The organism is Micromonospora sp. NPDC005291 (assembly GCF_040607415.1).
Taxonomy (GTDB): domain Bacteria; phylum Actinomycetota; class Actinomycetes; order Mycobacteriales; family Micromonosporaceae; genus Micromonospora.
In genome coordinates this window covers 18,639-42,843 of sequence record NZ_JBEXGR010000009.1, presented here as the reverse complement: position 1 = coordinate 42,843, position 24,205 = coordinate 18,639, and the positions used below count along the sequence as shown (strand labels likewise).

General features: G+C 72.2%; 30 protein-coding genes and 1 pseudogene. 18 read left to right on the top strand and 13 right to left on the bottom strand.

What is annotated here, in order from left to right; all coding sequences use genetic code 11:
* Positions 1-2 precede the first annotated feature (2 nt).
* On the bottom strand, positions 3-416 hold the full coding sequence (locus ABZT18_RS14870; RefSeq protein ID WP_354997050.1) for a hypothetical protein: 414 nt from the start codon (positions 414-416) through the stop codon (positions 3-5).
* Entirely contained in the window at positions 413-1,210 is a 798-nt protein-coding gene (locus tag ABZT18_RS14865) for a GNAT family N-acetyltransferase (RefSeq protein ID WP_354997049.1), read from the bottom strand. The genes ABZT18_RS14870 and ABZT18_RS14865 overlap by 4 nt, the downstream gene beginning before the upstream one ends.
* A gap of 42 nt (positions 1,211-1,252) precedes the next feature.
* On the opposite strand from ABZT18_RS14865, the gene ABZT18_RS14860 reads away from it, so the two are divergent.
* From ABZT18_RS14860 to ABZT18_RS14850, 3 genes are read left to right on the top strand one after another with little or no spacing between them, the layout of a single operon-like run.
* Positions 1,253-1,645, top strand: coding sequence for a DUF202 domain-containing protein (locus tag ABZT18_RS14860; RefSeq protein ID WP_354997048.1), 393 nt, complete (start codon positions 1,253-1,255; stop codon positions 1,643-1,645).
* Positions 1,642-1,947: a DUF202 domain-containing protein gene (locus tag ABZT18_RS14855; RefSeq protein ID WP_354997047.1), complete on the top strand. Its 306-nt coding sequence runs from the start codon at positions 1,642-1,644 to the stop codon at positions 1,945-1,947. The genes ABZT18_RS14860 and ABZT18_RS14855 overlap by 4 nt, the downstream gene beginning before the upstream one ends.
* Positions 1,948-1,974: 27 nt before the next feature.
* Positions 1,975-2,391, top strand: coding sequence for a PLD nuclease N-terminal domain-containing protein (locus ABZT18_RS14850; protein WP_354997046.1), 417 nt, complete (start codon positions 1,975-1,977; stop codon positions 2,389-2,391).
* A 49-nt stretch (positions 2,392-2,440) separates the two neighbouring features.
* Here the strand turns inward: ABZT18_RS14850 and ABZT18_RS14845 are convergent, their stop codons facing one another.
* Both ABZT18_RS14845 and ABZT18_RS14840 read right to left on the bottom strand, forming a co-directional pair.
* A complete protein-coding gene (locus ABZT18_RS14845) occupies positions 2,441-4,063 on the bottom strand; it encodes an acetolactate synthase (RefSeq protein ID WP_354997045.1) in 1,623 nt (540 codons plus the stop codon).
* Positions 4,064-4,185: 122 nt separating this feature from the next.
* Positions 4,186-4,959: an enoyl-CoA hydratase-related protein gene (locus ABZT18_RS14840; protein WP_354997044.1), complete on the bottom strand. Its 774-nt coding sequence runs from the start codon at positions 4,957-4,959 to the stop codon at positions 4,186-4,188.
* 98 nt (positions 4,960-5,057) lie between these two features.
* Between ABZT18_RS14840 and ABZT18_RS14835 the strand changes: the two genes are divergently transcribed.
* From ABZT18_RS14835 to ABZT18_RS14825, 3 genes are all read left to right on the top strand, one after another.
* Positions 5,058-5,537: a DUF6232 family protein gene (locus ABZT18_RS14835; RefSeq protein WP_354997043.1), complete on the top strand. Its 480-nt coding sequence runs from the start codon at positions 5,058-5,060 to the stop codon at positions 5,535-5,537.
* Between the two features lie 119 nt (positions 5,538-5,656).
* A complete protein-coding gene (locus tag ABZT18_RS14830) occupies positions 5,657-6,139 on the top strand; it encodes a DUF6232 family protein (protein WP_354997042.1) in 483 nt (160 codons plus the stop codon).
* Positions 6,136-6,507 carry a hypothetical protein gene (locus ABZT18_RS14825; protein ID WP_354997041.1) on the top strand — a complete coding sequence of 124 codons (372 nt, stop codon included), beginning with the start codon at positions 6,136-6,138 and terminating at the stop codon, positions 6,505-6,507. Before ABZT18_RS14830 ends, ABZT18_RS14825 begins: the two co-directional genes overlap by 4 nt.
* 12 nt (positions 6,508-6,519) lie before the next feature.
* On the opposite strand, the gene ABZT18_RS14820 is transcribed toward ABZT18_RS14825, so the two are convergent.
* Positions 6,520-8,121, bottom strand: a complete 1,602-nt coding sequence (locus tag ABZT18_RS14820; RefSeq protein WP_354997040.1) for an alpha/beta fold hydrolase — start codon at positions 8,119-8,121, stop codon at positions 6,520-6,522.
* Positions 8,122-8,220: 99 nt separating this feature from the next.
* Between ABZT18_RS14820 and ABZT18_RS14815 the strand changes: the two genes are divergently transcribed.
* On the top strand, positions 8,221-8,949 hold the full coding sequence (locus tag ABZT18_RS14815) for a hypothetical protein (RefSeq protein WP_354997039.1): 729 nt from the start codon (positions 8,221-8,223) through the stop codon (positions 8,947-8,949).
* 37 nt (positions 8,950-8,986) lie between these two features.
* On the opposite strand, the gene ABZT18_RS14810 is transcribed toward ABZT18_RS14815, so the two are convergent.
* Positions 8,987-9,445 (bottom strand): rhodanese-like domain-containing protein, encoded by a 459-nt coding sequence (locus ABZT18_RS14810; protein ID WP_354997038.1) that lies wholly within the window; start codon positions 9,443-9,445, stop codon positions 8,987-8,989.
* Between the two features lie 70 nt (positions 9,446-9,515).
* Here ABZT18_RS14810 and ftrA point away from each other — a divergent pair, with 70 nt between their 5' ends.
* On the top strand, positions 9,516-10,550 hold the full coding sequence (ftrA, locus tag ABZT18_RS14805) for a transcriptional regulator FtrA (RefSeq protein WP_354997037.1): 1,035 nt from the start codon (positions 9,516-9,518) through the stop codon (positions 10,548-10,550).
* A gap of 7 nt (positions 10,551-10,557) precedes the next feature.
* On the opposite strand, the gene ABZT18_RS14800 is transcribed toward ftrA, so the two are convergent.
* Both ABZT18_RS14800 and ABZT18_RS14795 read right to left on the bottom strand, forming a co-directional pair.
* Positions 10,558-11,454 (bottom strand): ribokinase, encoded by an 897-nt coding sequence (locus ABZT18_RS14800; RefSeq protein ID WP_354997036.1) that lies wholly within the window; start codon positions 11,452-11,454, stop codon positions 10,558-10,560.
* Between the two features lie 24 nt (positions 11,455-11,478).
* A complete protein-coding gene (locus ABZT18_RS14795) occupies positions 11,479-12,321 on the bottom strand; it encodes an ABC transporter ATP-binding protein (protein ID WP_354997035.1) in 843 nt (280 codons plus the stop codon).
* Between the two features lie 131 nt (positions 12,322-12,452).
* On the opposite strand from ABZT18_RS14795, the gene ABZT18_RS14790 reads away from it, so the two are divergent.
* A complete protein-coding gene (locus tag ABZT18_RS14790; RefSeq protein ID WP_354997034.1) occupies positions 12,453-13,460 on the top strand; it encodes an ATP-binding cassette domain-containing protein in 1,008 nt (335 codons plus the stop codon).
* Positions 13,457-14,473, top strand: a complete 1,017-nt coding sequence (locus ABZT18_RS14785) for an ABC transporter permease subunit (protein WP_354997033.1) — start codon at positions 13,457-13,459, stop codon at positions 14,471-14,473. Before ABZT18_RS14790 ends, ABZT18_RS14785 begins: the two co-directional genes overlap by 4 nt.
* Positions 14,474-14,597: 124 nt before the next feature.
* Here ABZT18_RS14785 and ABZT18_RS14780 read toward each other — a convergent pair whose 3' ends face one another.
* Positions 14,598-15,773: an ROK family transcriptional regulator gene (locus tag ABZT18_RS14780; protein WP_354997032.1), complete on the bottom strand. Its 1,176-nt coding sequence runs from the start codon at positions 15,771-15,773 to the stop codon at positions 14,598-14,600.
* 169 nt (positions 15,774-15,942) lie between these two features.
* Between ABZT18_RS14780 and ABZT18_RS14775 the strand changes: the two genes are divergently transcribed.
* From ABZT18_RS14775 to ABZT18_RS14760, 4 genes are all read left to right on the top strand, one after another.
* Positions 15,943-17,397: a glycoside hydrolase family 3 N-terminal domain-containing protein gene (locus ABZT18_RS14775; RefSeq protein WP_354997031.1), complete on the top strand. Its 1,455-nt coding sequence runs from the start codon at positions 15,943-15,945 to the stop codon at positions 17,395-17,397.
* Positions 17,398-17,471: 74 nt separating this feature from the next.
* Positions 17,472-18,011 carry a hypothetical protein gene (locus tag ABZT18_RS14770; protein WP_354997030.1) on the top strand — a complete coding sequence of 180 codons (540 nt, stop codon included), beginning with the start codon at positions 17,472-17,474 and terminating at the stop codon, positions 18,009-18,011.
* Positions 18,008-18,502 (top strand): DCC1-like thiol-disulfide oxidoreductase family protein, encoded by a 495-nt coding sequence (locus tag ABZT18_RS14765; RefSeq protein ID WP_354997029.1) that lies wholly within the window; start codon positions 18,008-18,010, stop codon positions 18,500-18,502. The genes ABZT18_RS14770 and ABZT18_RS14765 overlap by 4 nt, the downstream gene beginning before the upstream one ends.
* Positions 18,465-19,163, top strand: coding sequence for a TetR family transcriptional regulator (locus ABZT18_RS14760; protein ID WP_354997028.1), 699 nt, complete (start codon positions 18,465-18,467; stop codon positions 19,161-19,163). Before ABZT18_RS14765 ends, ABZT18_RS14760 begins: the two co-directional genes overlap by 38 nt.
* A 231-nt stretch (positions 19,164-19,394) precedes the next feature.
* On the opposite strand, the gene ABZT18_RS14755 is transcribed toward ABZT18_RS14760, so the two are convergent.
* Positions 19,395-20,057, bottom strand: coding sequence for a GNAT family N-acetyltransferase (locus tag ABZT18_RS14755; protein WP_354997027.1), 663 nt, complete (start codon positions 20,055-20,057; stop codon positions 19,395-19,397).
* A gap of 172 nt (positions 20,058-20,229) precedes the next feature.
* On the opposite strand from ABZT18_RS14755, the gene ABZT18_RS14750 reads away from it, so the two are divergent.
* Both ABZT18_RS14750 and ABZT18_RS14745 read left to right on the top strand, forming a co-directional pair.
* The gene (locus ABZT18_RS14750; protein ID WP_354997026.1) at positions 20,230-20,424 is read left to right on the top strand and encodes a DNA repair protein; all 195 of its coding nucleotides are present in this window, start codon (positions 20,230-20,232) and stop codon (positions 20,422-20,424) included.
* 216 nt (positions 20,425-20,640) lie between these two features.
* On the top strand, positions 20,641-21,156 hold the full coding sequence (locus ABZT18_RS14745; RefSeq protein ID WP_354997025.1) for a hypothetical protein: 516 nt from the start codon (positions 20,641-20,643) through the stop codon (positions 21,154-21,156).
* A 10-nt stretch (positions 21,157-21,166) separates the two neighbouring features.
* On the opposite strand, the gene ABZT18_RS14740 is transcribed toward ABZT18_RS14745, so the two are convergent.
* Positions 21,167-21,892 carry a Clp protease N-terminal domain-containing protein gene (locus tag ABZT18_RS14740; RefSeq protein WP_354997024.1) on the bottom strand — a complete coding sequence of 242 codons (726 nt, stop codon included), beginning with the start codon at positions 21,890-21,892 and terminating at the stop codon, positions 21,167-21,169.
* A gap of 143 nt (positions 21,893-22,035) precedes the next feature.
* On the opposite strand from ABZT18_RS14740, the gene ABZT18_RS14735 reads away from it, so the two are divergent.
* On the top strand, positions 22,036-22,863 hold the full coding sequence (locus ABZT18_RS14735; protein ID WP_354997023.1) for a DUF72 domain-containing protein: 828 nt from the start codon (positions 22,036-22,038) through the stop codon (positions 22,861-22,863).
* A 9-nt stretch (positions 22,864-22,872) separates the two neighbouring features.
* Here the strand turns inward: ABZT18_RS14735 and ABZT18_RS14730 are convergent.
* Positions 22,873-23,160: pseudogene (locus ABZT18_RS14730) on the bottom strand (glycoside hydrolase family 15 protein); the annotation flags it as partial.
* Positions 23,161-23,230: 70 nt separating this feature from the next.
* Here ABZT18_RS14730 and ABZT18_RS14725 point away from each other — a divergent pair.
* Positions 23,231-23,659: a VOC family protein gene (locus tag ABZT18_RS14725; protein ID WP_354997022.1), complete on the top strand. Its 429-nt coding sequence runs from the start codon at positions 23,231-23,233 to the stop codon at positions 23,657-23,659.
* Between the two features lie 47 nt (positions 23,660-23,706).
* On the opposite strand, the gene ABZT18_RS14720 is transcribed toward ABZT18_RS14725, so the two are convergent.
* Positions 23,707-24,171, bottom strand: a complete 465-nt coding sequence (locus tag ABZT18_RS14720; protein WP_354997021.1) for a carboxymuconolactone decarboxylase family protein — start codon at positions 24,169-24,171, stop codon at positions 23,707-23,709.
* Positions 24,172-24,205 lie beyond the last annotated feature (34 nt).

Genomic DNA, 24,205 nt, shown 5'->3' with positions numbered 1-24,205 from the left:
GGTCAGGTCGGCTCGGCCAACGCACTGCGGATCTGGTCGATGGCCGCCGCCTCGGCGGGCGCAACCCCGTCGTGCGCCCGGGCCACCCGGTCCGCCGCGGTCAACACGACCTCGCGGTACGCGTCCACGTCCGCCGGTGACTTCTCCCGCAGGATCCGCACCGCGCGGCCGAGCGCCGGCAGCACCACCGACTCGATCTCCAACTGGGAGTCCCGGGGCATTCGGGGCAGCGGACCGCTGGTCAGCGCATCCTTGACCACCCCGCTGGCGTCGGCCAGCGCGCCGGAGGCGGCGAAGCTCTCCCGGATCACCCCCAGCATCCCCGGGTCGGCGTTGGAGACCAGGAAGACGGCACCGAAGACACCGGTCTTGAGGGTCAGCCGCTCCTCGTCCGTCAACCGCTGCTCCATGATCACGGAGTGTAGACGTACGGGGTGGTGGTGGTGACCGGGACGAGGCCGAGTCGCTGGAGGATCGGCCGGCTGTCCTCGGATGCGTCGACCTGCAGCAGCGTCCGGTCCCGCTGGTCGGCCAGCCGCGCCCGATGGGTGACCAGCGCCCGGTAGATGCCCTTGCGACGCCACTGCGGCAGGGTGGAGCCGCCCCAGAGAGTGGCGAAGCCGGTGTTCGCCGGGAAACGCACCCAGCCGGCGCTCACCACCGTCTCGCCCGCCTCGGCCACCACCACGGTGATCGAGTGCGGGTCGGCGTCGATCTCCTTGGCCAGCCCCCAGACGAGATGCGAGCGGTCCTCCTGCCAGACCTCCTCCTCCATGGCGGCGATCCGCTCCAGGTCGGCCCGGGAGGTCACCTCACGCAGGCGTACCCCCTCGGGGACGACCGGCAGCGCGGCGGCCAGCGGCGCGACCGGCCCGACCACGACGGTCTCCCGGTCCTCCGCGACGAAGCCGGCGGCGCGCAGGCGGTCCGCCAGGTCGGCGGGTTCGTCGTGCTCGTTGAGCTTCCACTCCACCGACTGTCCGCGCTGGCGGAACAGCTCCACCTGCCGAATGATCAGCGAGTCCAGCTCGTCGCCCGTCAACCCGGCGAGGTCGCGGTAGGTGAGGAACCCGCCGGCATCGAGCCCGGTGATCCGGACCAACGGCCCGTCCCGCTCCACCGTCACCCCGGCCGGAACCGGGTCGGGGATCTCCGGACGGAGTTGGTTGTCATAGGCGGTACGCAGCGTCATTACGTCGAGATCAGTCATCGACTCAGGCTAAGCGGGAGGGGAAGCGGATAATCTCCCACCGTGTGGGCGGCGATCAGGCGATGGTTCGACCCGGCGGAGCTGGGCTCGGTCGGTGAACGGCCGGACTACCGGTTCTCCCTGGCCAACGAACGGACCTTCCTCGCCTGGCTGCGCACCGGGTTGGCGCTGGTCGGCGGCGGGTTGGCCGTCGCACAGTTCCTGCCACCCCTGCCGATGGGCCATCTGCGGGAGGTGATCGCGGTCGCACTGCTGCTGCTCGGCGGTGCCGTCGCGATCCGCGCGGTGGACCACTGGGCGCGTACCGAACGGGCCATCCGGCTCGGTCAGGAGCTGCCCGCGTCCCGGTTTCCCGCCATCCTCGCCCTCGCCGTCGGTGCCGGGGCGGTGCTGCTGGTGGTGGCCGTCCTGGTCCGGGCGATCGGCGGGCGGTGAGCGCCGGACGCGACCCAGGGCTGCAACCGGAGCGGACCCGGTTGGCCTGGCGGCGCACCCTGCTCACGTTGACCGTCGTGACCGCTCTCGCCGTCCGGATGACATCGACCGGAGACCCGACCACGGTGCTGATCGCCGGCGTCGTCGTGCTGGTGTGGGGTGCCCTGCTGGTGCTCTGCTGGCCCCGGGGCACCGGCACCGGTCCGGCCCGCACCGGCGGCCGGACGCTGCCCCTGGTCGCGTTGGGCACCGCGGGGCTCGCGCTACTGGGAGTGCTGCTGGTGCTTCGCGGACTGTGGTAACGGGATTCGGTGAGCCATGATGGGTGCATGGCCCGGCTTGGCGTACTCCTCTTCCTGGTGCAGATCGTTCTCGCGGTCTTCGCGCTGATCAGCTGTCTCTCCGCCGAGGAGGGCAAGATCCGTGCCCTCCCCCGGATCGCCTGGGTGCTGATCATCTTGTTCTTCCCGCTGGTCGGCTCGATCGCCTGGTTCATCGTCGGCCGGGAGCCCAGCGCCGGCGCCCGCAAGGGCTGGTCGGGCGGCATCGGCTCCGCCGAGCGGCAGCGCCCCCGACCGATCGCCCCCGACGACGACCCGGAGTTCCTGCGCTCCGTGCAGGACCGCGCCAAGCAGCAGGACCAGGATCTCTTCCGCCGCTGGGAGGAAGACCTGCGCCGCCGCGAGGACGACCTGCGCCGCCACGACGGTGAGCCGCCGCGCGAGGGTGACCGGCCGGAGGTGTGAGCGCGCCGCCGCCGCCCCGCTGAGGGGCGACGGCGGCGGCGGGTGTGACTCAGGCCAGGTTCGACGACCGGGGGTACGCGTCGGTCGGGTCGGTGATCACATTGACCAGGTACGGCACTCCGGCGTCGAACGCCCGCTGCAGAGCGGGGCCCAGATCGGCCGCCTTGGCGACCGTCTCCCCCGCACCGCCGAGCGCGCTGACCACCGTGTCGTAGCGCAGCTCCGGCTGCAGGTCGGCGGCCACGTCGTAGCCGTACATGGCCCGCATCGGGTGCTTCTCCAACCCCCAGATGCCGTTGTTGCCGACGACGATCACCACCGGCAGCTTCTGGCGGACCAGTGACTCGACGTCCATCAACGAGAAGCCAGCGGCCCCGTCGCCCATCAGCACGCAGATCTGCCGGTCCGGGTGACTGACCCGGGCGCCCATCGCGTAGCCCATGCCGGTGCCCAGGCAGCCGTACGGGCCCGGGTCCAGCCAGGTGCCGGGCTGGGCCGGCTCCAGGTACCGCCCGGCGTACGATACGAAGTCACCGCCGTCGCCGATGGTGATCGCGTCGCGGGCCAGCACCCGGCGCAGCTCGCCGTAGATCCGGGCCGGCCGGATCGGGTCGGTCTCGGCGGCCATCTCAGCGGCGTCCCGAGCCTTCGCCGCGTCCTCGGCGACGCGCAGGTCGGCGATCCAGTCGGTGTGGTCGGCCCGGTCGCCGGAGTGGTCGGCCAGCGCGGAGAGGATCAGGCGCAGGTCACCGGCCGGGGCGGCGGCCGGCTGCACGTGCGTCGCCCGCTGGGTGGGCGCGTCGACGATGTGCACCACCTTGGCGTCGCCGAAGTCACCGAAGCTGAGCCGGAAGTCCAGTGGGGTGCCGACCACCACGACCACGTCGGCGCCGGAGAGCGCGGCCCGGCGGGCCTTGGCGAACGCGAGCGGGTGCTCCGGTGGAAGTGAACCGCGGCCCATGCCGTTGGTGAAGACCGGCACCTGCAACGCCTCGGCCGCCTCACGCAGTGCGGGGACCGCGTCACCCGCGTACACGTCGGAGCCGGCGATGATGACCGGGCGCTGCGCCCCGGCGATGAGCATCGCGGCGCGGCCGACCTCCTCCGGGTCCGGCACGACCGGGTCGACGCCCGTCACGGCGGGCAGGTCGACCTCGGAGACCGAGAAGACCGTCTCGAGCGGGAAGTCGAGGAAGGCCGGGCCGCGGTGCGGGGTGAGCGCGGCGGTGAGCGCCGCACCCACCGCACGCGGGATGTCGTCGGTGCTGAATACCGTCTCGGCGTGCTTGGTGACCGGGGCGACCAGTGGCAGGTGGTCCATCTCCTGCAGGCTGCCGGATCCCCAGCGGAACGCGGGGGCGCGGCCCCCGAGCACCAGCACCGGGGAGGCGTTGAAGAACGCGCTGGTCATGGCGGAGATGCCGTTGGTGACACCGGGCCCAGCGGTGAGCACGGCGAGGCCGGGGCGGCGCTGCAGCTTGGCCACCGCCTCGGCGGCGAAGACCGCTGACTGCTCGTGCCTGACGTCGTAGATCGGGAAGTCGGTTTTGTGCGCGGCGTCGTAGAGCGGGAAGACGTGCCCGCCGGAGAGTGTGAACATCTCCCGTACGCCGTGCGCGCGTAGTGCCGCGAGCGCCAACTCGCCGCCGTGACCCTCGATCCGCTCCGTCATGTCGCTCCCATCGTCCGTGGCCGGGATCACAGGTTACCGGTGAGTCACCTGCCGCCCCGACCGTGGTCCCGGCCGTTGGACGCTGCCGAGGTCAGAGGCAGTCGGGGCGCGAAACCAGCAGGTCAGCGGCCGGTGAAGCCGGGCTTGCGCTTCTCGACGAAGGCCGCCATGCCCTCACGCCGGTCGTCGGTGGCGAACAGCGCCGCGAAGAGCTGACTCTCCCAGGCCAGACCGGAGTTCAGGTCCATGTCCAGGCCGCCGTCGACCGCCAGCTTCGCCGCGCGCAACGCCTGCACAGGCCCGGTCAGGTACGGCGTGATCAGCGCGACGGCCGCGTCGTACACCTCGGCGGCCGGGACGACCCGGTCGGCCAGGCCGATCCGCAGCGCCTCCTGCGCGTCCACCATCCGCCCGGACATGATCAGATCCTTGGCACGGGCCGGGCCGACCAGACGGGCCAGCCGCTGCGTGCCGCCCGCACCGGGGATGATGCCCAGCTTGATCTCCGGCTGACCGAGCTTGGCGTCCTCGGCGACCACCCGCCAGTCGCAGGCCAACGCCAGCTCGCAACCGCCACCCAGGGCGTACCCGGTGATCGCGGCGACCACCGGCTTGGGGATCCGGGCGATCGCGCCGAGCGCACTGGACAGGTTGGCGGCCCGATCAGCCATGTCCACGTAGGACATCTCGGCCATCTGCTTGATGTCCGCACCGGCGGCGAAGACCTTCTCACCGCCGTACACGATGACGGCGCGGACCTCGGAGTCGGCGGTGGCCGCCGTGGCGGCGGCGCGCAACTCCTCCTGCACCTGGGTGTTGAGCGCGTTCATCGGCGGCCGCTCCAGCCGAATGGTGCCGATGCCGTCCTTGGTCTCCAGCCGAACGAACTCGCCCACGCTGCCCTCACTTCCTCGTCGAAGTCGCGTGCCAACCTTACGACCCGACTCGTTTGGGTAAGTAGTGTGGTGTCAGCCCCGCGGGCGGGAGTCCAGCCATGACCACCTATTACGACGACAGGTCGGTGCAGGTCACCTCCACCACCGTCCGAGTCGATGGCCGCAGCTACGCGCTGTCCGACATCACCATGATCTGGCACCGCCGTGGCACCCGCTCCTGGCGGGTGCTCGTCGGGCGGGGTGCGATCGGCGCGGCGCTGGCCGGTCCGCTGGTCGCGGCAGTTCTCGGCATCGGCGTGGCCGTCTGGCTGCACCGGTCGCCGACCGTGACGATCGCGATCGTCGGCGCGTCGGTGCTGGTCGGGTTGGCCGTCGGGCCGGTCGCCGACTTCCTCTTCGAGCACCTCGACCGCTCGTACGCCCGGGGCAGCCGGCAACTGGAGATGTGGGCGCGCTGGCGCGGCCAGCCGGTGCGGTTACTGCACACCGGCGACGCGCTGCGCTTCGGGCAGATCTACCGGGCGGTGCAGCGCGCGGTCGAGCACAGTCAACCGGCCCGCCCCGGCACCCGCCGCTAGCCCCCGGGGCGAGGGTGCCCGGTCGCAGCGCCGCGCCGCCCCCGACCCGGCCTTCGTCGAGCCCCGCGTGACGAGCGCCGAGCGAGGCGGGGGTTGCCTGCCGGTGGTTAGGCTTAGTGATGACCCTCTATTACCGGGACGACGCGGTGCAGGTGACCTCCGAGTCGATCCGGGCGGGTGGCCAGGTGATCGCCCTGTCCGACGTGACGTTCGTCTGGCACGCGCGGGGGCAGAAGACCCTCGCGGTACGTGGCCGGGTGCTGGGTCGCGGTGTCCTGGTCCTGCTGCTGTCGCTGCCGCCGCTGGTCGCGGTGGTCTGTGTGCTGTCGCTGGCCTGGTCCGCGCAGGACCGGGGCAACTGGCAGCTGGCGCTGATCATCCTCGCCGCCTGCGCGGTGGGGGCGCTGGCGTTGACGCCGTTCCTGGAGATTCCACTGAGTTGGCTGGATCGCTCCTACGAGCGCGGCAGTCACGTGCACGAGCTGTGGGTGCAGCACCACGGCCGGGAGGATCTGCTGGTGCGCACCCCGGACGCGCTACGGTTCGGGCAGATCTACCGGGCCGTGCAGCGCGCCGTCGAACAGCAGGGGGACCATCGATGACCACCCACCGTGGCGAGGCCGCCGCGTTGGCCGGGCTGCTCGCCACGGCCGGCGTCACCCACCTGCTGCGCCCCGGCCTCTACGACCCGATCGTGCCGCGCGCGCTGCCCGGCCCGGCCCGCTTCTGGACGTACGCCAGCGGAGTCGCCGAGCTGGCGGTCGCGGCGGCGGTCGCGAACCCGGCCACCCGACAGGCCGGCGGTCGGGCCGCAGCCGCCCTCTTCGTCGCCGTGCTGCCGGCGAACGTGAAGATGGCGGTGGACTGGCGGCACCGGCGTCCGGCGAAGCGAGCCATCGCCTACGGCCGGGTGCCGATGCAGGTGCCGCTGATCTGGTGGGCGCTGCGCGTCGCCCGCACCGGCCGGTAGACCCGGGGCCGGTCAGCTCAAGGGCAGGGTGGTGGCGATCGGCCAGCCCACCAGGGCAGCACCCAGCAGGGCCGGCAGCCAGCGCGGGCCGGCGTACCGGCGTAGCACGGCCGCCCAGACGGCCTGCCAGCCGAGCAGCAGCGCGAACAGCGGCACCACCAGCAGCACGAACCCGGGTGCCAGACCGACCAGCGCCGACGCGGTCAGCACGAGCACGGTGACCGCGACGACCAGCAGATGTCGCCCCGCCCGCCCGGCGGTAACCAGCTCGACGCCCAGCAGGAACAGCAGGCAGGCGCCCGCCACCAGCGGAAGCAGCCACCAGCGGGCACCGACCGGCAGCGCCGAGGTCAGTCCGAGGTGGATCGGCAGCGCGACGGCGAGGACGGCGTACCCGGTCAGGGCCAGCGCCGCGACGGCAGTCCGACCCGGCGCGGTCCAGCCTGCCGCCACCACGGCCGTGCCGGACGGCGGTTGCGGCGTGCCGAACACGCTCGGCAGCAAGCGCTGACCGGCGACCAGGAGCACTCCGGTGACCAGCAGGAAGCCGGTGACGTAGCCGCCTACCGCGAGCGGGAGCCGGGTGGTCGGCAACACCACCGCGACGGCCGCGCCGACGCCGGCCGCGAGCACCGCCAACGCGAACAGGAGCAGCCCACCGAGCGGCACCCGACTCCCGGGCGGCACCAGACCTCCGGGCGGCGCCGGGGCGTCGGATTCCAGGCCAGAGGGTGGCCCCGTCGGTCGGCGGCCGGCCGCCCGGCGCGGCAGGAGCAGGGCCGCCAGCGGAACCACGCCGATGCCGAAGGCGAACACCAGCAGCGCCGCCCCGGCAAGCCGGGCGGTCGGTCGCGGCGGGGCGGTGCCGTCGCCGCCGGGCAGCCAGGCGGCGATCTCCTCATGGGTACGCGTCGCGAAGAGCACCGAGATGTGCTCAACACCGGGCACCACCACCGCTGGTTGTCGGCCCGTTCCCGCGCCGCGCCGGACGGCGTCGTCGGCCGCCCGGCGGAAGGCGGGGAACTCCGCACCGCCCACGATCAGCAGCAGCTCCGCGGGCCGTCCCGGCGGCAGCTCGCCGGCATCGGGCAGCGAGATCGCCACGGTACGGGCTATCTCCGGGTGCCCGGCGGCGTACCGGGTGACCGCGCCAGCGCCCATCGAGTGTCCGACCAGGACGATTCCGTCCTCATCGACGTCCGGCCGGGAGCGTAGGTAGCCGACGGCGGTGTCCAGGTCGGCGGCGAGCGTGGCGGCGGACGTGCCCGCGCCCACGCCGGGCAGCCGGGCCGGATTGGCACCGTGTCCGGCGAAGTCGAACAGCAGTGCGACCGCTCCTCGCCGGGCGACGGTGTCGGCGATCGGGCGCATCAGCTGAGCCGAGCCGGCGAAGCCGTGCGCGATCACCACGCCGGGCCGCCGTACCCCGGGCGTCGGAGGGCCGGCACGTACCTCGGTCATCGGCACCCCGCCGACGGTGACCTGCCGGGCGGTGAGGCCGGTGTCCGCCCGGACCAGCACCAGCGTGCCGACCGCGGCGGCGGCCACCGCCAGCATGGCGACCAGAACCGCGGTGCGGGTGCTCGGCGGTCGGTGCGGCGAGGGGGCCGACATGCCGGCACCCTACCGCTGGAACGCCACCCGAGGCTCGCTCCAACCACGCCGGCCTCCGGCGTCGGGCGGTTGCGGCGCGGCGGGCGCACACTTGATCCCATGGCGATTCCCCTCCCCACACCGGCCGCCCTGGTCGGCCTCACCCGATCCGCTCTCGACCAGACGCTCGGCTCGGCCGCCTCGTTCGCCGCCGTGCCCGCCCGTGCGTTCGCGGTGCTGGACGGGGTTGAGGCGCTGCTGGCCCGGATCAACGGGGTGGTGGACCGGATCGAGACGACCCTGGACCGGACCGACCAGGTGCTCACCGACGCCGAGACGGCGGTCCGCGAGGTGGCGGTGATCAGCGCCGCCGCGACCACCGCCATCGACAGCGCCACCGAGGTGGCGACAGCCGCAGCCGCGCTGGTTCAGGAGGCCGACAAGGTCGCCCGGGTGGCCGGCACGGTGGTCGCCGAGGCCGACGCGGTGGCCAGCCGGGCCGCCGTCACCGTGGGCACCGCGGCGGAGGCGGCCGCCACGGCGGCCGAGCTGCTGGCGGCGTACGAGCCGGCGCTGCGGCGTGCCGCACCGATGACCGAGCGGTTCGTCGAGCAGCTCAGTCAGGAGGAGATCACCGCGGCGATCCACCTGATCGACGAGCTGCCCAAGCTCAAGGAGCACCTGACGGCGGACATCATGCCGATCCTGGCCACCCTCGACCGGGTCGGGCCCGACCTGCACGATCTGCTCGACGTCACCCGCGACCTCAAGCTCGCCGTGGCCGGCATCCCGGGGCTGGGCATGCTGCGCCGGCGCGGCGAGAAGCTCATCGACGATCCCGCCGTCTGAGCCCTCGCCGGCCAGCGACGACCTGGCCGTCGCCAGGTCAGCAGTCGCAGGTGATCGTGGACCGGGGCGCGGTCAGGTCGTCGACCGGGCGCCGGGTCAGCCCGGTCCCGGTCACCACCGGCAGCCCTTCCCGCACCCAGTACTCGAACCCGCCGAGCATCTCCTTGACCGGGTAGCCGAGCCGGGCGAACGCCAACGCGGCCCGGGTCGCACCGTTGCAGCCCGGCCCCCAGCAGTAGGTGACCACCGCGGAGCCGGCCGGGATCAGCTCGGCAGCCCGGGTGGCGATCTCGGCGGTGGGCAGGTGCACCGCTCCGGCCAGGTGTCCCTGCGCCCAGGCGGCCTCCCCCCGGGAGTCGACGACCACCAACCCGGGAGTACGGGCGGACAGGTCGGCGTGCACGTCGCTGACGTCGGTCTCGAAGCTGAGCCGGGCGAGGAGGTGGGCGGTGGCGGTGGCCGGATCGGCTGCGGGGACGGCGAAGGTGAAGGTCATGCACCGATCCTGGCCGTCGTCCCCGCGCCAGACGAGTGGCGGAAACGACGAACTGCGCTAACATCTCGCCATGCCGACCCACACCGTGGCCGCCGACCCACTCCCGATACCAACGGCCCGTCGGCCCGCCGCCGGGCACCGCGTCGCCGTGCTCGCGTACCCGGGGATGTCGGTGTTCGAGACCGGCATCGTCACCGAGGTGTTCGGACTGCCCCGGCCCGAGCTCAACGTCGACTGGTACGACCTGGTGGTCTGCGCTGAGCGGCCTGGGCCGGTGCCGATCGTCGGAGGAGCCAGCCTGCACACCCCGTACGGCCTCGCGGCGCTGGCGGCGGCGCAGACGGTCATCGTTCCCGGCGTGCCCGACGTGACCGCCGACCCGTCATCGGAGTTGGTGAGCGCCCTGCTTCGAGCGCACCGGCGTGGCGCCCGGATCATGTCGATCTGCTCTGGCGCGTTCGCGCTGGCGGGCGCCGGGTTGCTGGACGGGCGGCGGGCCACCACCCACTGGCAGTACGCGGAGCTGCTGGCGCGGCGGTACCCGCGGGTCGAGGTCGACCCGGACGTGCTCTACCTCGACGACGGCGACCTGCTCACCAGCGCCGGTAGCGCCGCCGGGCTCGACCTCTGCGTGCACGTGGTACGGCGGGACCACGGCGCGGCGATCGCCAACGCCGTCGCCCGCCGGCTGGTGATCCCCCCGCACCGAGACGGTGGGCAGGCCCAGTTCGTCGAGGCGCCGGTGAGCACCGACCCGGACGACGATCGGATCGCCGGCAGCATCGACTGGGCGCTCGCGCACCTCGCCGAGCCGCTGACCGTGGCCCAGCTCGCGGGGCAGGCGCACATGTCGCCCCGCACCTACCTGCGGCATTTCGCGCGGGCCACCGGGACCAGCCCGATCCGGTGGCTGATCGACCAGCGGGTCCGGACCAGTCTGGCGCTGCTGGAGGAGACCGATGCCGGGGTCGAGCAGATCGCCGGCGCGGTCGGCTTCGACGCCCCGGTCACCTACCGCCACCATTTCGGTCGGGTCATGTTGACCTCGCCGTCGGCGTACCGCCGGGCCTTCCGGACCGGCGCGGCGACGGGCCGGTCGGCGTAGCGCGGGGTCAGCCCCGGGCGTACAGCTCGTCGATCTCGGCGCGTTGGGGTAACGCCACCGAGGCGCCGAGCCTGCGTACGCAGGCGGCGCCGGCGGCCGACGCCCAGCGCACCGCGTCGACCAGGTCGCGCCCCTCGCCCCAGCCGACTGCCAGCGCGGCGGTGAACGCGTCGCCTGCGGCGGTGGAGTCGATCACGTCGACCCGGACGGCGGGAACGTGCACCTCGGCGCCCTCCCGGTCGACGTACCAGGCGCCCTCACCGCCGAGGGTGAGCACGGCCCGGGGGGTCAGGTTGAGCAGTGCCCGGGGCTCCTCCCGGCCTCGGCCGGCAAGCGCCTGCGCCTCGCCCTCGTTGACGACCAGCACGTCCACGGCGGCCAGCAACTCGGGTGGGAGATCCCGGGCCGGGGCGGCGTTCAGGATGACCCGGGTGCCGGCGGCGCGGGCGGCCACCGCGGCGGCTGTCACCGTCTGCACCGGGATCTCCAGTTGGGTGACCAGGACGTCCGCCGCGCGCACGGTGGCCAACTCCTCCTCGGTAAGGCTGACCAGTGCGTCGTTGGCGCCGGGGGTCACCATGATGGCGTTCTCACCCTGGGCGTTGACCATCACCAGCGCCACACCGGAGGTGCCGTAGACCACGCGTAGCTGACTGGTGTCCACCCCGGCCCCGGTGATGCGGGCCTTGAGGGTGACGCCGAAGGCATCTGAGCCGATCGCGCCGAGGAAGGCACAGGAGGCGCCGGCCCGGACCGCGGCGATGGCCTGGTTGGCGCCCTTACCGCCGGGCACCATGACGAAATCGGTGCCGAGCATGGTCTCGCCCGGTCGCGGCAGCGCGGGTGCCATCGCGACCAGGTCCATGTTGGCGCTGCCCACCACGGCAACCCTGGTCTGCGGCACGGTCGTCTCCGCCCTGTCCGGCGCTCAGGCAGCCCGAGCGGTGTAGCGATCGCCCACCCGCTCGACCACCAGCGGCAGCCCGAAGGTCTTGGAGAGGTTGTCACCGGTCAGAGTCTCGGCGAGCAGACCCTGGGCGACCTCCCCGCCCTCCCGCAGCAGCAGCGCGTGGGTGAACCCCGGCGGGATCTCCTCCACGTGGTGGGTGACCAGCACCATCGCCGGGGCGTCCGGGTCGTACGCCAGCTCGGCCAGTCGGGCGACCAGGTCCTCCCGACCGCCCAGATCGAGGCCGGCGGCGGGCTCGTCGAGCAGCAGCAGCTCCGGGTCGGTCATCAGGGCACGGGCGATCTGCACCCGCTTGCGTTCGCCCTCGGAGAGGGTGCCGTAGCGGCGCTCGGCGAGGCCACCGATGCCGAGTTGGCTCAGCAGCGCCCGCGCCCGCGCCTCGTCGCCGCGCTCGTAGCTCTCCCGCCAGCGGCCGACCACCGACCAGGCGGCGGTCACCACCACGTCGCTGACCCGCTCCTCGGCGGGAAGCCGCTCGGCGAGCGCGGCCGTGGAGAGCCCGATGCGCGTGCGTAGCTCGTTGACGTCGGTGCGGCCGATCCGCTCACCGAGCACGTGCGCGACACCGGTGGTGGGGTGCAGACGGCCGGCGGCGAGGTTGAGCAGGGTGGTCTTGCCGGCCCCGTTGGGCCCCAGCACCACCCAGCGCTCGTCCAGCTCGACCCGCCAGGTCAGGTCCTGCACGAGGGCGTTACCGGACCGGCGCACGCCAACGCTGTCGAGGCTGACCACCAGATCCGGGTCCACGGGGGCGGCGGCGGGGGCGGCGCCGGCAGCGCCGGGGATCAGGTCACCAGTCACCGGACCATCCAACCACGCAGCGACGGGGCGCCCCCCATGGGCGGCGCCTCGGCCATAGGGTGAAGCGCCGTGTCGTTGATCACCACACCCGGAGGACGGCCCATGCCCCGTCGAGGTACGGAGCCGCGCGGATGAGCGCGGTCATCGAGATCGAGGGTCTGCGCAAGACCTACCACAGCATGCGCAGCGGCCGACGCGTGGCGGTGGACGGGTTCGACCTGCTGGTCGAGGCGGGCCAGATCCACGGTTTCCTGGGCCCCAACGGCTCCGGCAAGACCACGACCCTGCGCGCCCTGCTGGGGCTGGTACGCGCCGACAGCGGTCGGATGAGCGTGCTCGGCGAACCGTCGCCGGAGCTGCTGCCCCGGGTGGCGGGCAAGGTCGGCGCCATCGTGGAGAGCCCGCAGTTCTTCGGCAACTTCACCGGGTACCGCACCCTGCGGTTGTTGGCCCGTGCCGGTGGGGTGCCGGTCTCGCGGGTGGACGAGGCGCTGGATCTGGTGGGTCTGCGCGACCGGGGCGATGAGCGGGTGAAGGGTTACTCGCTGGGCATGAAGCAGCGCCTCGCGGTGGCGTCCGCGCTGCTGAAGGACCCGCAGTTGCTCATTCTGGACGAGCCGGCGAACGGGCTGGACCCGGCGGGCATCCGCGAGATGCGGGACCTGATGCGGTCGCTGGCGGCGACCGGGGTGACCGTGCTGGTGTCCAGTCACATCCTGGGCGAGATCCAGCTGATCTGCGACCACGTCACGATCATCTCGCAGGGGCGGCGGGTGGCGGCCGGCCGGGTGGACGAGGTGCTGGCGGGCTACGACCGGCACGAGTTCCTGGTGCGCGTGGCCGAGCCGGAGCGCGCCGTGGAGCTGCTGCACGCGGCCGAGCTGACGGCGGTCGTCGACGGCGAGGCGCTGGTGGTGAGTGGGGTGAGCGACCCGACGGTGGTCAGCCGGGTGCTCGGCGAGCAGGGGCTGTGGGTGGGCGAGCTGACGCCGCTTCGGCCGGATCTGGAGAGCGTCTTCCTGGAGCTGACGGGTGCGTACGAGCATCTGTCGGTGCCCCGGCAGGTCGACGACTCGGCGCTGCCGGATGCCGATCAGGGCGATGCTGTGATCAATCTCGATCGGGGAGTGGGCGCGTGAACCTGGTTCGTGCCGAGTTGGAGCGGCTGTCCGCGCGTCGCTTCGTGCAACTCATGGTCGTCCTGCTGGCCTTGGCGTTCGCCGTCACCGCGGCGACCACGCTGGCTGGTTCTCACAAGCCGAACGCGGACGAGCTGAGCTCGGCGCGGGCGCAGGCCTCCGAGGCGCGGCGGAGCATGGAGACCGCCTTCCAGCAGTGCCTGGCCCGCAAGGACGGGACGCTCCCGCCGAGCGACACGGAGCAGTATTTCCCCGCCGACTGCTCGGAGATCGACCCGATCCGGCAGGACCGGCTGCCGATCGCTGCCGACTTCCTGCCGGGGGTGTTCAGCTTCGCCCAGCAGGCGCTCCCGCTGCTCTACTTCCTCATCGCGTTCCTGGTGCTGTTCGGGTTCCTGGTCGGCGCCTCCTACATCGGTGCTGACCTGAACTCCGGCGGCGTGGTGAACCTGCTGCTCTGGCGACCGCGCCGGTTGACGGTGCTCGCGGCCAAGTTGGGCACCCTGCTCGGCACGGTGCTGGTCCTGGCCCTGCTGGCGTCGGCGGCCTACCTCGCCACGTTCTGGGTGATCGGGCAGACCGCCGGGTTGCCTGGCCGGTTGAATGGTGACTTCTGGCGGTCACTCGGCGCGGTGCACGGCCGTGGCCTGGTGCTGGTGTTGCTGGCTTCCGCGCTCGGTTTCGCGATCGCCACACTGGGTCGACACACGTCGGCGGCGCTGGGGGCGGCAGCCGCGTACGCGGTGGTGTGGGAGTTGGGCGGCCGCCTGGTCCTGGAGATCGTCGATGCCCGCCGGCCGGACCAACTGATGCTCTCCAGCCACATCGGCGCGTGGCTCACCGGTGAGGCGCGGTTCTTCGACCCGCAGGCCTGTGCCGGCAACTTCGGCAACGGCTACTGCGAGGGCTTCTACAGCCTGACCTGGGGGCCGGCACTGCTGGTGCTGCTCGTGATCACGGGCGGGCTGACGGCGGCGGCGTTCGCCGTGTTCCGCCGCCGCGACCTGATCTGAGTCGCGCTCCACCGGGCCGCCCGCCCAGCTGCGGGCTGCCCGGTGGACCGGAGGGAGTACGGCAAGAGCTTGCAACTCGCCGACATGCGGTGAAATATTCCTTCACATGGCGGCCGCAGCGGGCTCAGCCGACGGTGGAGCCGAACACCTCGTCGCGCACGGCGTCCAGTGCGGTGCGCAGCGCGCCGTGCAGGATCGGCTCCTCGGTCAGCCCGGTCGGCACCACCCGAGGCCGGACCAGGGTGATCGCCGCGACCTCCTGTTGCACCCGGTCGGCGAGCGCCGCACCACCGGCCTGGCCCACCTCGCCGGCGAGCACGACCAACGGCGGGTCGAGCACCACGCAGGTGCTGGCCACGCCCAGCGCGAGCCGACGGGCCAACTCGTCGAGCATCGGGCCGCCGTCGGCGCCGGCCGCGACCGCCGCGCGGACCGCCTTGGCGGCGTCGGCGTCCGGGTAGCCGTGCTCGCGGGCCACCGCGCGCACCGAGTCCAGGCCGATCAGCTGCTGGAAGGGCGGTTTGGCGCGGCGGGAGACGTCGCGCGGGATGGGTGCCCCGGGCACCGGCAGGTAGCCGATCTCACCGGCCGCACCGCTGCTGCCGCGGTGCAGCCGCCCACCCAGCATGATTGCCAGGCCGAGGCCGGCACCCACCCAGACCAGCACGAAATCCGCCAGCCCCTGTGCGGCGCCGGACTGCGCCTCGGCCACCGCGGCCAGGTTGACGTCGTTCTCGAAGACCACCGGGGTGTGCAGGTCGTCCCGCAACGCGGCGAGCAGGCCGCTGTGCCAGCGCGGCAGGTTGAAGGCGAACGTGATGTCGCCGGTCCCGGGATCGACCAGGCCCGGCGTGCCGAGCACGATCCGCCGTACGCTGCTCAGCTGCGCCTGGGCGCTGCTCGCGGCCTGCACCACGGCGTTGTGCACCACGCCCACCGGGTCGTCGGTGTCCCGGGTCGACTGCTCCACGCGGCCGATGATCGCGCCGGTGATGTCGGCACACACGGCGACCACCCGGTCCGGCCCGACGTCCACGCCGACCACGTGTGCGCTGCTCGGGCGGACGGCGTAGAGCTGGGCGTTCGGCCCCCGCCCGCCGGCCTGCTCGCCGACCCGCGTAACCAGCCCGCGCTCCTCCAACCGCTCGACCAGTTGCGAGGCGGTGACCTTCGACAGCCCGGTCAGCTCGCCGAGCCGGGCCCGGGTCAGAGGGCCGCGTTCGAGGAGCAGTTCCAGCGCGGCACGGTCGTTGAGCGCCCGCAACAGGCGGGGGGTGCCGGGCAGCCGGGTCGCACTCATGACACGTCCTCTAGTTTTAGTAAACTTTGCTAACTGTAAACCGACCTGCGAACGGGTAGCCGTAGCGTAACGGCCACCCTGAGGTGGAGCGCTCGGCCGACTCGGCAGGGCGCAGACCACCACCGGTACGACGTTTCGTACCCGCGGGGCACCGAAGGGGGAAGATCACGTGGGGCTGGATCCAGAATTGCGCCGGCTGGCGCTGGGCACGCTTCTCGCCGCGTACCCGGGACCGGTCCCGCCGGGCTGGGCGGTCGACCTGCTGGCCGACGGGCTGGCCGGGCACACCCTGTTCGGCACCAACGTGCATGACCCCGCCCAGGTGGCGGCGAGCACCGCCGCGCTGCGCGCCGGCCGGTCCGATGTGCTGATCGCCATCGACGAGGAGGGTGGCGACGTGACCCGGCTGGCGCACGCCACCGGCAGCCCGTACCCCGGCAACGCCGCCCTCGGCGCGATCGGCGACGTGGCACTCACCCGGCGGGTCTACCAGGCGATCGGCGCCGAGCTGGCCGCGCTCGGCATCACCGTCAACCTCGCCCCGACGGTGGACGTCAACACCGCCGACGACAACCCGGTGATCGGCACGAGGTCCTTCGGCGCGGACCCGGTGCGGGTGGCCGCCCACGCGGCCGCCGCCGTTTCCGGGTTGCAGGCCGCCGGTGTGGCCGCCTGCGCCAAGCACTTCCCCGGGCACGGCGCCACCGTCACCGACTCCCACCACGAGCTGCCCACCGTGGACGCTCCGCTGGGCCTGCTGCGCCAGCGGGACCTACCGCCGTTCGCGGCGGTCGTCGCCGCCGGGGCACGCGCCGTGATGACCGCACACATCCGGGTGCCGGCGTTGACCGGCGCCGACCCGGCCACCTTCAGCCGGGCCGTCCTGGTCGACCTGCTCCGCACCGAGTACGGCTTCACCGGCGCCGTCATCACCGACGCGCTGGAGATGAAGGGCGCCGCCGTGGCTGCCGGAGGGGTCGGGCCCGCCGCGGTCCGCGCCCTGGCCGCCGGCGCAGACCTGCTCTGCATCGGTGCGAAGGTCGACGCCGAGCTGGTCGAGCGGGTGGCCGCCGAGATCGTCGACGCCTTCGCCGACGGCCGGTTGACGACCGCGCGGGTCGAGGAGGCAGCCGGCCGCGCCGCCGAGCTCGCCGCCTGGACCCGGACCGCCGCCGGGTCGCCGGCCACCGGCGACACCGAGCTGGGGTACGCGGCAGCGCGCCGAGCGGTCCGGGTGGACGGGGTGCTCACCGGCCTGGACCGACCACTGGTGGTGCAGCTGCACATCGAGTCGACGATCGCCGAGGGGCGGGTGCCGTGGGGCCTCGGTCCACACCTGGACGGGGTGCAGGAGATCCGCGTGATCGCCGCCGAGACCGACCCGGCGGCGCTGCGCGGGTTGGCTGGTGACCGTCCCATCGTGCTGGTCGGGCGGCACCTGCACCGGCTGCCCGGCGGCCCGGAACTGATCGCCGGCCTGGCCGCCCAGCATCCGGTGACCGTGGTGGAGATGGGCTGGCCGGCACAGTGGCGCCCAGCGGGCGTACGCGCCTTCGTGACCACGTACGGCGCGAGCCACGCCAACGGTCGGGCGGCTGCCGAGGCGCTCGGTCTGGTCGGCTGAGCCGCGTCCACGGTCACCCCGTGGCGCACTCTTGAACATGTTCAAAACCTGTTCTACGCTGATGCCGTCGGTAGTTGAACACGTTCAAGAAGGGCATCCGCATGGACCTCAAGGTCTGGATGTACGTGATCTACCTCGCGGTCAGCATCGGCCTGACCATCTGGGTGGCGCGGGCACTGTCACGCAACGGGCAGGTCTTTCTCGAGGAGGTGTTCGCCGAGGAACGGCTCGCCCGAGCGGTCAACAGCCTCCTGGTGGTCGGCTTCTACCTGCTCAATTTCGGCTACGTCACGGTGGCGATGAAGCACCCCGACCCGGTGCGATCCACCAGCCAGGCAATGGAGGAGCTGTCCCTCAAGATCGGTTTCGTGCTCCTGGTGCTCGGCGCACTGCACTTCTTCAACGTCTTCGCACTGGGCCGCTACCGCCGAAACCGACTCCGCCAGCTCGCCACCCACCCGCCCATCGCCCCGATCGGCCGACTCCCCATGCCGTCCACCCCACACGGATCGCAGCTGGTCGGCGCGTACCCGGTCGGACCACAGCCGGCCGGCCCGCACCCGGCCGGCCCGCAGCCGAGCGCTGGCCCGCCGATCAACCCACCGACCCGATGACCGTGCCACCGTCCGATGGCATCGGCCGGCTGCCGGATCCCACCGCTCACTCCGGCGGTGGGATCCGGGGGTTCACCGTCCTGTTCGACGCGGCCTGCCCGCTCTGCCGCGCCGCCCGCCGATGGTTGGCGTCCCGCGCCCAGCTCGTACCCCTGGAGTTCGTGCCGGCCGGGTCCGCCGAGGCCCGGCGGCGCTTCCCCGCCCTGGACCACGACGCGACGCTGCGCGACCTCACCGTGATCGCCGACACCGGCGAGGTGTACGCGGGCGACGGCGCCTGGTTCGCCTGCCTCTGGGCGCTGGCCGACCATCGGTCCATGGCCGAGCGGCTGGCCCGACCGCACCTGCTGCCGCTCGCCCGGCAGACGGTGGCCGCCGCCGCGGCGATACGGGAGCGGGTCCGCGACCCGCGCGCCGAGCCGACAGACGAACTGGCGGGATACGGTGGCCCCGATGACCGAGCAGCCTGCGCCGACGACCGCTGCGGGTGACCCTGCCACCGCCCGAGGTGAGCAGACCCGGCAGCTGATCCGGGACACCGCGATGCGGCTGTTCCGTGAGCGCGGTTACGCCCAGACCACCATGCGGGCTATCGCGCAGGAGGCCGGCGTGGCGGTCGGCAACGCCTACTACTACTTCGGTTCCAAGGACCACCTGATCCAGGAGTTCTACGCCCAGTCCCAGGTCGAGCACCGAGCCGCCGCGCAGCCCGTGCTCGATCGGGAGGAGGCGTTCGGTCCCCGGTTGGCCGGACTGCTGCACGCGGGGATCGACGTGTTGACGCCGTCGCACGGATTCGCGGCAACCTTCTTCAAGACGGCGGCCGAGCCCACCTCCCCGCTGAGCCCCTTCTCCGCGGAGTCCTCCGGCCCCCGACAGGCGGCCATCGAGCTCTTCGCCGAGGTGCTGACGGGCTCGACCGCGAAGGTCGACGCCGAGCTGCGCCCACAGCTACCCGAGCTGCTCTGGCTCGCCTACATGGGCGTGGTCCTCTACTGGGTGCACGACCGATCGCCGGGCCAGACCAAGACCCGCCAGTTGATCGACGGGGTCGTGCCACTGATCGACCGGCTCGTGGCGCTGTCCCGGCTCCGGGTCCTCCGCCCCGTGACCCGACAGGTGCTCGATCTGATTCGCACGCTACGTCACTGACCGGCCGGCACCCTCAACCGGCGAAGCAGCAGGTCAAGTCCACTTTTCGACACTCCGAACCGACAGCTCAAACCTTGCCCCGAACCTCTTCGATACGTAGCGTGATCGACACGTACCGGCCCGCACAGAGCGCGGCCGGTACACCCGAAACCGGGGCCTGGGGGGAGGTTGCGGACCGTGGATCCGGCCCGGGATCCACGGTCCGCGCCCATTACCGGTTCGGTGACCGACTCAGCGCGGATAGACCCCGTAGGCGCGCCAACCCCGGTCCGGGAAACCGGCCGCGTCGGCGACCCGGGCCGAGGCTTGGTTGTCCCGCTCGTGCAGATAGGTGGGCACCGCTCCCTCGTCGAGCACTCGCCGCGCCGCCTGCGCCACCAGTCGGCGGGCAAGGCCACGCCCCTCGGCGGCCGGCGCGGTGCCGACGGCCAACTCCTGCCCGTACGCGTCGTGCCGTTTGATCCCCACACCGGCCAGGTAGGTGCCGTCCGGGTCACGGACCACCAACACGGGCCGGTCGAAGAGCCGTAGCCAGGGCGGCAGCCCGGGAGACGTCGGTTCGGTCCACTCCCCCACCTCGGGCAGCGGCGCGGGTGCCACGCTCCACCGGAAGGGGCCGTCGTGGACGCACCAGTCGGGCAGCCCGACGGCCTCCGGCAGCGCGGCGAGCAGCCGATCCGGCGAGCGTCGGGCCAGCGCGCGGATCGCCGCCACCCGGTCCGGCGCCACGGAGAGCACGGAACTCTGCCCGGTGTCCACGGCGAGCGCGGGGCGGAGCCTGCCGTCCCAGGCCGGTTTGGCCCGCCGGTGCGAGGCGACCACGTGCAACCCCGGCCCCGCCGGCCACTGGCCGAGCCACGTGGCCAGGTGCAGTTGGAGTCGCCGATCGAGCATGTGCACCTCCCCCGTCACCCGGCCGTCGTTGATCACCGTACGCCGGAGCGGCCCGACCGGGCGGACGATCCCTCAGGGCCCGGAGCGGGCCAGGGGTTCAGGAACCAGGTGCACTGATCGACCGTCATATCTATTTCCATACCTGGACACCTTTGTTTGGGACGGTAGGGCCATGCCGATTCAGCCGAACGACCGCTACCACCAGGATCCCGAGCGACTCTGGCGGGCAGGGGAGCCCGCCGAGGGCATCCCTCCCCAGCCCCGCTACCGGATCCCGCGCGGGGCCGGCGCCGACGTCCTGCCGTGGGCCCGGCTGAACAAGCTGCCTCCCGCCAGCTCCGGTCGACACCAGATGAACACCCACTGACGCACCGCTCTGTCGTCGAATTTCGAGACGCTGCTGACGGAAGACCGGATCACCGCCGCCACCGGCCAACCCACCGAGTGGGTGGCCCCGAAGGGCAGTCTCTGAGGTCGTCCGGGCAGCGACACACCGGAGGAGGTCCAGCGGCAGCTTTCGCACACCTGTCGGGTAATTTCTTGTGGTCCGGCATCCCGGCCTACGACAGGAGAAGCTCCGCGCATGGGCAAGAAGACGATTCACGTCTCCGACTTCACCGGCACGGTTCTGCAGCAGGACGACGAGGTGGTCCGCATCGTCGTGCTGGAGCACCCGGACCTGGTTGCCGGGCCCGTGCAGTTGGACGCGACCCCGGGCGAGGTGGAGAACATCGACGACGCCGCCCTGGACGTGGCGGTGGTGGAGATCCACGATCGGCACGGCGGCGGCGAGCCCCGCCGGGTGGTGCTGACCGCCAGCGAGTTCGACGCGATGGCCACCGACGTGCCGATGGCGCGGCTGTTGAAGACGGCCGAGCGGGTTCGCCCGCCCAAGGCCCGCAAGAGCGCCGAGAAGATCGACTACGGCACGTTGGAACACGCCGGCAAGCCGCACCGGGGTCGGGTCACGGAGGAGGAGGCCCGACTGGTGCGCGAGCAGCTCGACGATGTCAACAAGCACCTCGCCGACGCGGGCGTGCGCCAGATCGACCCGGCCGATCCGGAGCACGCCCTGCGTTACGGCTTCCCGACCCCCTGACCGTGAAAGGTCACTTCGGCGCGACCGCGGCGGCGAGGGCGACGGACAGGTCGGCCTCGACCGCCGCCTTCTCCAGGCCGAGATTGGTGAGCACGCCCGCGCCGTCCTCCTGCTCCAACAGGGCAAGCAGGATGTGCTCGGTGCCGATGTAGTTGTGCCCGAGGCGCAGCGCCTCCCGGAAGGTCAGCTCCAACGCCTTCTTGCCGCGCGCGTCGTACGGGATGAGGTCCGGGACCTGGTCGGCCGACGGCGGGAGGGCGGCGCCGACCGTTTCCCGCACGGCCTCGGGAGTGGCGCCCCGACCAGCCATCACCTTGGCGGCCAGCCCTTCCGGCTCAGCCAGCAGACCCAGCACCAGGTGCTCGGGGCCGATCTCGGCGTTTCCGCTGGCACGGGCCTCCTCCTGCGAGGCCATCACCACGTTGCGGGCCCGGGGGGTGAATCGGCCGAAGCCGTCGTTCGGGTCGAGCGCCGCGTCGGTCGGCTTCGGCACGAAGCGCTTCTGGGCGGCCTGCTTGGTGACCCCCATGCTGCGACCGATGTCGGTCCAGGAGGCGCCCGAGCGCCGGGCCTGGTCGACGAAGTGCCCGATCAGGTGATCGGCGACCTCGCCGAGGTGATCGGCGGCGATGACCGCGTCGGTGAGCTGGTCGAGCGCGTCGGTGTGCACCTTCTTGATCGCCTGGATCAGGTCGTCGAGCTTCACGGTGTTGCTCATCTGGATAGGCTCTGTCATGCGTCAACCATAAGTTGACGCACCCTTTTCCGTCAACCCTAAGTTGACGATCGTCGGCCGTGCCGTCGATCCGGTCGCGCGTATACGGTGGGCTCCGGTCAAGCGCGGGAAGGGCGGTCATGCGTCTTCACGTGGGATGCGCGATGTGGACCCACAGGCTGTGGCAGGGGCGCCTGTTGGCGCATCCGCTGCCGCCTGCGGAGCGCCTGCGGCACTACGCCAGCTGGTGCGACGCCGTGGAGGGAAACACGACGTTCTACGCCACCCCGGCCCGGGACACCGTGGCGTCGTGGGCCGCGCAGACCGATCCCGATTTCCGGTTCGTCCTCAAGCTTCCCAAGGTCATCACGCACGAACGCCGACTCACCGACGTCGGCGAACCGCTGCGTGCCTTCCTGGACGCGATCGAACCGCTCGGCCCGCGCGCCCACGCCCTCTGGATTCAGCTGCCCGGCTCGTTCGCACCCGCCGACGTCCCGGCTCTGAACCGCTTCCTGAATCAACTTCCGCAGGCTCACCGGTACGCGGTGGAGGTCCGCCATCCCGCGTTCTTCACCGACGCCCGCGCGACCCGGCTGCTCGGGGCGACCCTCTCCGCCGCGTCAGCCGAGTGGATCCCCTTCGACACGACCGCGTTCTTCGCGAGCCCACCGACCAGCGACGCGGAGCGGGACGCGTGGACCAAGAAACCGCGTGTGCCGCTCCGGTCGCTCGCGCTGACCGACCGGCCGATCGTTCGCTACCTCGGCCGCGACGACTCGGCGCGCACTGTCGAGGGGTGGCAGCGCTGGATCGACATCACCGTCACCTGGCTGCGCGAGGGGCGCTCGCCGACGATGTTCATCCACACGCCGGACAACGGCGAGGCGCCCGTGCTCGCCCGCCGCTTCCACGACGAGGTACGGGCACGCGTACCCGAGCTGGACGCGCTGCCGGAGCCGATACCGGTCGAGCCTCTGACGCTGTTCTGACGCGAGCGGTCAGTGCTGCTCGTCGACCAGGTCGTCGAGGTGGGCCGCCGTGCTGATCAGCGAGAGATGGCTGAACGCCTGCGGGAAGTTGCCGATCTGCTGACCGGTCGGAGCGATCTCCTCGGAGTAGAGGCCAAGAGGGCTGCTGTAGGTGAGCATCTTCTCGAAGGTCAGCCGCGCGTCGTCGAGCCGACCGGCCTGGGCCAGCGCCTGGACGTACCAGAACGTGCACATGTTGAAGGTGCCCTCGGTGCCGGCGAGGCCGTCCGGCGAGGCGTTCGGGTCGTAGCGGTAGAGTCATTGAGGAACGAAACCTTCCGCAATCGTCGATAGCGTGGCCCCTGACGACATCGACGAGAGGACACCGATGAGCCTGCGAGGATTCGCCACGCTCAACATCTGGGCGAGCGACGTGGCAGCGGCCACCGAGTGGTACGCACGGTTCCTGGGCCAGGAGGCGTACTTCCTGCGGTCCGGCCCCGACGGACGCCCGGCGTACACCGAGTTCCGCGTCGGCGACTACCAGGCAGAACTGGGCATCATCGACCGCAGGTACGCGCCACCCGGCGCGGCGACCGGCCCCGGTGGCGCCGTCATGCACTGGCACGTCGACGACCTCGACGCCACCGTGGCACGGCTGCTGGAGATGGGCGCCACCGAGTACCAGCCGATCACCCCACACGGGGACGAGGGGTTCGTAACCGCCGCCGTGGTCGACCCGTTCGGCAACGTGCTGGGCATCATGACCAACCCGCACTACCTCGACGTCCTCGCGTCGCGTGAGCACGCCCGCTGACACCCTCTGCCGTCAATTCAGAGTCGACGGCAGAGGGGGTCACTGGATCAGCCCCACGTCTGGGGCGCCGGCTGGCGGGTGGTGGCGTTGATCCGATTGAAAAAGTTTGTGGTGGCCACCCAGAGCACGATCGCGGCGAGTTCCTTCTCGCCGAAGTGCCGAGCCGCCTCCGCCCAGACGTCGTCGGGCACGGCGTCCGCCCGATCGGCGAGCCTGGTGGCGGCCTCCGCGAGCGCGAGCGCGGCCCGCTCCGCCTCGGTGAAGTACGGGGTCTCCCGCCAGACGGCCACCGCGAACAACCGCTCCTCCGTCTCGCCGGCCTGGCGGGCACTCCGGGCGCCCGAGTCGACGCAGGCGCTGCATCCGTTGATCTGGCTGGCCCGCAGGTGCACCAACTCCAGCGTGCTGCCCGGCACCCCGGCCGAATTCGCGGCCTTGTAGAGCAGGTTGATCGCCTTCACGGCGTCCGGCAGCAGGTTGGCGGGGTTCTGGATGCGCGGTTCGATGATCATGTTCGTCGTTCCGTCCTGTTAGGCTGCCGGGTCT